5 protein-coding genes and 1 pseudogene are annotated in these 6,542 nt (G+C 51.2%); 1 reads left to right on the forward strand and 5 read right to left on the reverse strand.

The features are described 5' to 3' along the window. Nucleotides 1-546: 546 nt before the first annotated feature. A pseudogene (locus ACZRJQ_RS21885) lies at nt 547-636 on the reverse strand (IS5/IS1182 family transposase); the annotation flags it as partial. 132 nt (nt 637-768) lie between these two features. On the opposite strand from ACZRJQ_RS21885, the gene ACZRJQ_RS21890 reads away from it, so the two are divergent. Continuing rightward, on the forward strand, nt 769-1,473 hold the full coding sequence (locus ACZRJQ_RS21890; protein ID WP_463980353.1) for a hypothetical protein: 705 nt from the start codon (nt 769-771) through the stop codon (nt 1,471-1,473). 498 nt (nt 1,474-1,971) lie between these two features. Here ACZRJQ_RS21890 and ACZRJQ_RS21895 read toward each other — a convergent pair whose 3' ends face one another. The 4 genes from ACZRJQ_RS21895 to ACZRJQ_RS21910 all read right to left on the reverse strand — a co-directional run bounded on the left by ACZRJQ_RS21895 (nt 1,972) and on the right by ACZRJQ_RS21910 (nt 6,019). Continuing rightward, on the reverse strand, nt 1,972-2,244 hold the full coding sequence (locus ACZRJQ_RS21895) for a helix-turn-helix domain-containing protein (protein ID WP_154905934.1): 273 nt from the start codon (nt 2,242-2,244) through the stop codon (nt 1,972-1,974). A 640-nt stretch (nt 2,245-2,884) separates the two neighbouring features. After that, nucleotides 2,885-3,280, reverse strand: a complete 396-nt coding sequence (locus ACZRJQ_RS21900; RefSeq protein WP_463980354.1) for a hypothetical protein — start codon at nt 3,278-3,280, stop codon at nt 2,885-2,887. 8 nt (nt 3,281-3,288) lie between these two features. Then, complete coding sequence (locus ACZRJQ_RS21905) at nt 3,289-5,397, reverse strand: hypothetical protein (RefSeq protein WP_463980355.1); 2,109 nt, start codon at nt 5,395-5,397, stop codon at nt 3,289-3,291. Then, nucleotides 5,384-6,019, reverse strand: a complete 636-nt coding sequence (locus ACZRJQ_RS21910) for a hypothetical protein (RefSeq protein ID WP_463980356.1) — start codon at nt 6,017-6,019, stop codon at nt 5,384-5,386. The genes ACZRJQ_RS21905 and ACZRJQ_RS21910 overlap by 14 nt, the downstream gene beginning before the upstream one ends. Nucleotides 6,020-6,542: the final 523 nt, after the last annotated feature.

Below are 6,542 nucleotides of genomic sequence, written 5' to 3' on the forward strand. Positions count from 1 at the left end.
CGTCCGAATATGGCCCTCGGCGGCATCACCCCTAAACAGAAATTGGCCCTGGTGGCCTGACCTCTATTTCTGACGTGTATTAGAAATGGGGGGATTACCGCTCAAGGTCAATAACGGTGTCAAGGTGATCAAATGTAATTGGAAATATAGACATTTGTCCGAACGAGTCGAGATTCATTTTGATCAGGCTGGAATGGTACTGTATGGCATCGGTACGGGAGTAGGCGTGGCCGTTGGTAATTTTAGTGCATTGCACGATGTTCAGTAAGCCGCTGCTGAAATCGAACCTGTCGAGTATCTCCCTGTTTAGCTTGAGCTTGGTGTTCAAAAAATGAGTAGTCACATCCACTGTGGTTATCCTTATTGTTTGATGGGTTTCGGAAGGTATTAACTATTTTTTCATGCAGTTGATTTTAGTTATGATGTAGCATCTTGAGGGTGGTTTATAGCGTACTGTCCTGTCAATTTTCTTCGGTTAAGCCGGACGTGAGGCGGGTTCCTCAACTCTATAGGCACGTATACCGCTCACGTTCGAGGAACGCTTCGTTTGCGGTATTGGCTCGTCAGGCGGCGGTGCTCCTTTAGCCAGCCAAACAGGCGCTCGATGACGTTTCGCTCTCGGTGCTTGGGTTTGTCTATGCGTTCGCTTGACATCATGTATCCGAAACGTGCGGCAGGAAAAATCTCGACACTGGAATGCCACGGTCTGTAGATTCAGTTTGGAGGAGGGGACGGGGTGGCCCCTCACTTCATGGAGAGGTACTAAAATTGGAAGTTGTTTTTTTTCTCAAAGAGCGCACCGCATTCATCAAACATTACTACGATGAAGCCATAGCGCCATTCGCCGAGACTATGCAGAAAATCGAGAAGGGTGTGCCACCGTTTTTGCCACCCCCGTTCGACCCGGAAACCATGAGTGACGAACCTGCGTTTTTGGAGAAGTGGTTGCGAGCTCAAACAGGTTTCCACGTAGTTGGTCAGACCTGTGTGTCGATGCTCTCTGAGTCTCTGAAAATCTTCTTCGTGACCCACGAAAAGAATGCGGGTTTGGACTTTGAAAAATTGTGGGGAAAGAATATTTTCAGCAAGGGTTTCATCCGCGGCTATCGAATCTCCTTCGCCAAGATTGGCGTGGACTGGAGCAAGTGCCCCGCGAGCTTTTCGATTTTGGAGCAGGTAGTGCTGGCTCGAAATGCAAGTCAGCATGCGACCTCAATAACTTCTACACGGGCAAATCACAATGTAGGTGCGCTTACCAAGCACCCAAGCCCACTGTTCGTCAGTAGCCATGAGATGAACCTTTTGGCTAGTAGAGGAGGCAGTTGGATGATGCCTCCCGCCGTTCATGTCACGCGCGAGGCCCTGCACCAGGCAGCAGCTGAAGTGGAAAAGCTCGCAGAGTGGATGAGTACCATCAATTTCCGGGCTCTAATTAAAGCGCAGAAGGTTAAAGCGCAGAAGGCAACCCCCTAAATTCATCAGCTGGATGTTTGATCCTGCTCTTCGAACTGGAGGCTACAGACACGGGTTTCGGGTAGTTCGAGCTCGACGCATCGCGTCCCAGTCTCCAGCAAGCCCTGCTGCGACTGAGAAGACTTGCTCATATCCCATGAGCATCAGCTATGTAGCTCACAGGGGAGAAATCGTATTTTTCTCTATCGGGCGAATTCTGGTGGGGGAATGCGTTGACGGCGTGATCCAGCAGGTTTTCTCATCACCTCTTTCAAACGCTCAGCAGGTCCTTCTAACTCAGACGGTGACGCAAGGCTGACAGCAAGCATTAACACATCACGACGTTTCTGTTTACCTTCCAAAATTTCAGAGAGGCTACTTTCCAGCTGAACTGGGTGCTTCATCGCTGCTGACCTCGATTTTCGGATCAAATTGGATGCTAGCACAAGCCTTACAACCCACAGTCTTCCGTTGATCCCCTTTGCTTATGAAACGTGATTCATAAGATGTTCATTGCATCTAGCTTGGCAGTTCCGTTCGAATTCGCGAAAACAGTTCGTCGAGGGTGATCGGATTGTCCTGAAGCAGATAACAGCCTACGAGGATGGTCAGCGGATGAACGTCCATTACAGATGCTAGCTCGTCTACCTTCTCGATCGTAGGGCTCTTCAGACCGCGCTCTAGGGTGCTGAGATAGGTACGACTACTGACGTCGGAGAAATCTTCCTGGGAAAGCTTTCTCTCCGATCTCAGCTTTTTCAGGGCCGTGCCAAAAGCCTGTTTCAGTTCCATATTGCCGACCTCGCAAAAGGAACGATGAAGCCTTCGCGAGCTCTATAGGGCTACAATCTATAGTGTTCACTTTTGGGGTGGAGCTATGTTCATCACTCACAAACCAGCAGAGATTTTCCTCGGCGCGTACTTGGGTGATGACTCTACCCAGTACTGGCAGTACGTTGAGCAGACCACTCAATGTCCCTGGTTTTACGTCAGAGTAGGTCGAGAACAAGGTAGTGAAGCGTTGACTAGCATGGTTATGCTTCCCAGCATTTCAGCGCTTGAGCAGTTACTTAATGAACACGGAGCAGGCATCTAGGTGCTGGATGTACAGTTGGTTTCACCGACTTATCTGAACGGAAGTGATCAGTGGAAGATGGAGAGGCTGTTAGAGGTGCGCGTAACGGTGGATGACCTCAGCAAGGAGGCGGCCTACGTGTATAGCCTGGAGGGCGGGCATATCTACACTGAGGCTCTGGGGGCCAGCACATCCGATCTACAAAATCTTCGTATCATTTTTTCGGCCACACTAGTATCTCGGCGATCATGAGATCAACAGGCTCGAACGGTTAACAGCATCTTCGATACGCTAGCGCGTCCGGCAATCTTGGCTGCCCGCCGCGTCAGTTGGTGGCGTTGGCAACCTTTCTGCCTCTTACCGCTTTCTCAATGGAGCCAGTATGTTTTCGACATCCAGTCCTTTCAGCAGACAATTGTGCGCAATTGCCGAAAGTGCTTCGTAGAGCTGGTCTCGCTGCTTTATCAAGTCAGCATTCTCCACCTGAAGATTAGCAATACGTTCTTCGAGGCTTCTTCGGCGGCGGGCACCGTCTGGATTTCTGCCACTCTCCTTGAGTTGTGCGATACGGGCGGACTCGATTCGTCTTCCACGGTCCCCCACTAAGGTAGCTCGGCTAGTCAGGCCCAATCGACGCTGCACTTCGGGGCGCGAAATAGGCGCGAGCTCCAGTCCTAAGCTAATCATTTGAGCGAGGAGGGCGTCGATAGCCTCGTCCAAGGTGCCGCCCCTCAAAATCTGTCGTTGCGCCATGGTCGCCTCTAATCATCCGAAACCGAACTGTGCCGTTTATCCGTGTCCGCAACCGTCATTGGATTCCCATTTGGAAACACGCGTTGCACACCGACATTGGAATCGCGCGCGAGGACGGATTTTAAATTGTTGAGCTTGTCTTCCTGGTCCGCTAGCCATACATCGCTGCCTGCCTCTCCGGCGCCGGCATCGCGCATGATGATAATTGCCCTCGTCAAATTCTCGGCTTGTTTTTCAAGATTGGCCCGCTCCGATGGAGTGCCCATCAGATGGAGATGCGAGCAGCCGTTCCAGCACTGAAGATGCTTAGGGCAGGGCGCTTGGGAGAAATCGTGAATGCAACCTCCGAAGGGTGTTACGTGTAGCGCCGTGGCGTGTACGTTGAGGAATGCTTCTGCAGTTGTTGTGCCTTTATCTGACAGCAACGCATGGTAACTGTCGGTCAACGCGCCCTGAATGCGTTTATCTCTTATGCCTGTATGCAGAAAATCAATACGCTCGTGATGGCTATTGAACGCTAAGAACTCGTGATGCGCAGCAGTGTTTTCCTCAATGCTCGTGTGCTGATAGTAGACATTCTGGTCGAGGCGTTTTCGCCCTAAGGCCAATGCTTGCTGAACATCACTCATGCCGGTCAGATGGTAAATAGTGTTTCGCCAGTGTCGAGGTTGGTGGCTAGTCAGTCGAATAGGCGCACCGTTAGATTCTGTTAATGATCGGCGTGAAAAAATGGATGGATATTTTTCATCGTTCCCCAACGCGCGGTTGATATCCAAGAGTGTCACTCGACGCGGGATTACTCGAAACACATTTGCTTCCCGCCCACCGAGGCGGAATTGACCATCAAACGCGATAGCTAATGTTTCGCTGGTTTTTAGGACAATACAGAGTTTGCCTCCAACATTTTCAGTAAGCGCTGCATGATCGCGAAGTTTGGGAACAAGAAAACGCTCAATATCGCCAGCCAAATATCTGCGTTTGATCGCCTTCCCTCGATCCTTAATCTGGTCGCAGGGATGAATTTCGTTTCGTAAAAAGTACATGTATAGATTCCTAGCGGTGTCTCGGCTCTGGCTAAACCCGAGCCAACGCAGAACTTCATCCTCTGACATTGCAGTCTGCGGAGAGTAATCCCAGAGACGGCCTGGATGGTCCTCTTGCCACCTCGCGATTTCTCGTTGCTCTTGCGTCAGCACCTTCAATCGTTCGACCGCACGCCTGGCTAAAGGAACGTCGCTTTCTGCGAACCAATGAACACGGGATTGAAATTGCTTTTCCGCAAAGTACCTAATTCCGCATTCGACCAGAGGCTTACCATTGGCATCTACAACCACCTCTCCTGTCGTCCCTTTGATCGGCCTTTCGACCCAAGAGTCATAGGGAATTACTGCTACCTCATTACCCCGTTGACCAGTCGCAATCAATAAATCGATCACGCGCAGCAAGATTTCTTCGCCCTCACTAAGCGGGGTGTTCGAACATAAGGCGTAGGCTTCCATCGCCTCGCGAGAAGGCAATCTGTCATCAGATTTGCGCTGTTTTACCGCACGATCAGGATCGTGCAATGAAATGTAGTCGTGGCGGCGTTTTTCTGGTTTTGCACCGTGCTCAAAGTGGATGGCGATCTCGGTTAATTGAAGATTATCAATCGTATCCGCTATTACTTGAAGATGAGAGATCGCGTCGTAGAGATTCTTGTAACCACTTTCGCGGAGAAATCCCACGACGCGATCAAAATCGCCTCGCGTCAACTGTGTGGGGTCGGATACGCCGCGCTCAAACAAGGGATTGTAAAGCCGGCGTACTGCAATATTATATGCAGCCGCCATTGAAAACTTCAGATTCCGGGTGCGTTGCAAATACACAATCAAGGCTTTGCTAAAATCTTGGAAAGTGAAGGGGAGTGGTCCTTTAGGCGGGGCGGAATAGCCTGTCTTCTCGAGAGCTTGTCGATGCGTTTCGAATGTAAGAGCATGTTGGTTATCCCGTTGTGGTAACCAACTTCCGACGTCCCATACCGGTGACGCCCACGGCGTTGAAATTGGCAACGACTGAAAAATCTTTTGTTCCTGTGCAATGAAGCCTTCGAGGCTCTGCCTTGACCTAGACAGCGTCATCTGCGGCATCCTCCGTGTGCAGCCGGCAGCGTTCGATCGTAGCGCTTACTGCCAGGATGGTTGTCTGATGTTGGGCGAGGGGCCGGTTGTGAATGAGGTCCCCGGCTTGTTCTGCCATGTCAATGAACCGTTGCGCTTCCCGTTGCAACGCCTCTTTCACCTGCTCATGGCGGCCGTCAGCAAAGGGGTGAAATTTCTTGCAGGTGTAGCAGGCGTAGACGGGATTGTAGGGGCAGTGGGTATGAACTGGGAGGGCGCAGGCACCAATGTCCCCGATGTATTGCGTATCGATAACGCCGCGGATGGCTCTTTCCGGCACAGTATCGCGGCGTTGGACGATTTCCCCAGTTAATAAGCTGCGCATGATGCGTTGATAGGCCGGGCTCTTACCCAGTGCTTTTTCTTTGATGCGGGCAATGTTGGGGGTTGCCGTCACGTAAGCACGCGCCGCAACCGTGCTGTTGTGCCCGAGCAGTTCGGCAATCATGTCTGCCGGAGTTCCTTGGTCCGCCAAACCTTGCCCGAGGTGATGACGCAACAACATGGTTACCTGGTTGGGCTTGTTTATCCCAGCTTTACATAGCTCGTGTTTGAGGCTTACACCGATTTCGGTTACAGACATGCGTCTTCCGTTAGGACTTACTAACAAGGGCTCGCAGTCGCCGCCAAAGCGGCGTCGCATTTCCGCAACATGCTGCGAGATTTTCTCCCCCAGCCGGGTTGTTATTTTGCGGGGCCGTCGCTCAGGTCTGCGTTGACCAACCTTTTTGGCCATGGGTAGCCAGAGGGTGTAGTACCTTTCATGATCAGCGCTTTCGATGAACTCAAAATCCGCAATGTCAAGCGAATGGAATTGAATCGAACGCGGGCCTAATTCGAAACTTAAGTGGAGCATCATGTTGAGCTGAGCTTCACTCCAGTCTTTGGTCTGGATATCGCGCTCAATTCGCTGCAGTAGCCTGATCTCTTCATCAGGTGCTAAACCGGACTGTGATAGAAATATACGTTCGTACGGATCAAGGCGGCTCGTCTTGATTTCTTTAAGTGCTAGTGTGCTGTTTTGAAAATAACTTACCCGCCAGCCCGTGAGGCCATTGCCTCACGGGCTCGCTGTATCTTGTTTAAGATATCTTCTCCCTTCGCAT

The sequence above is a fragment of the Pseudomonas sp. E315 genome (genome assembly GCF_055406205.1).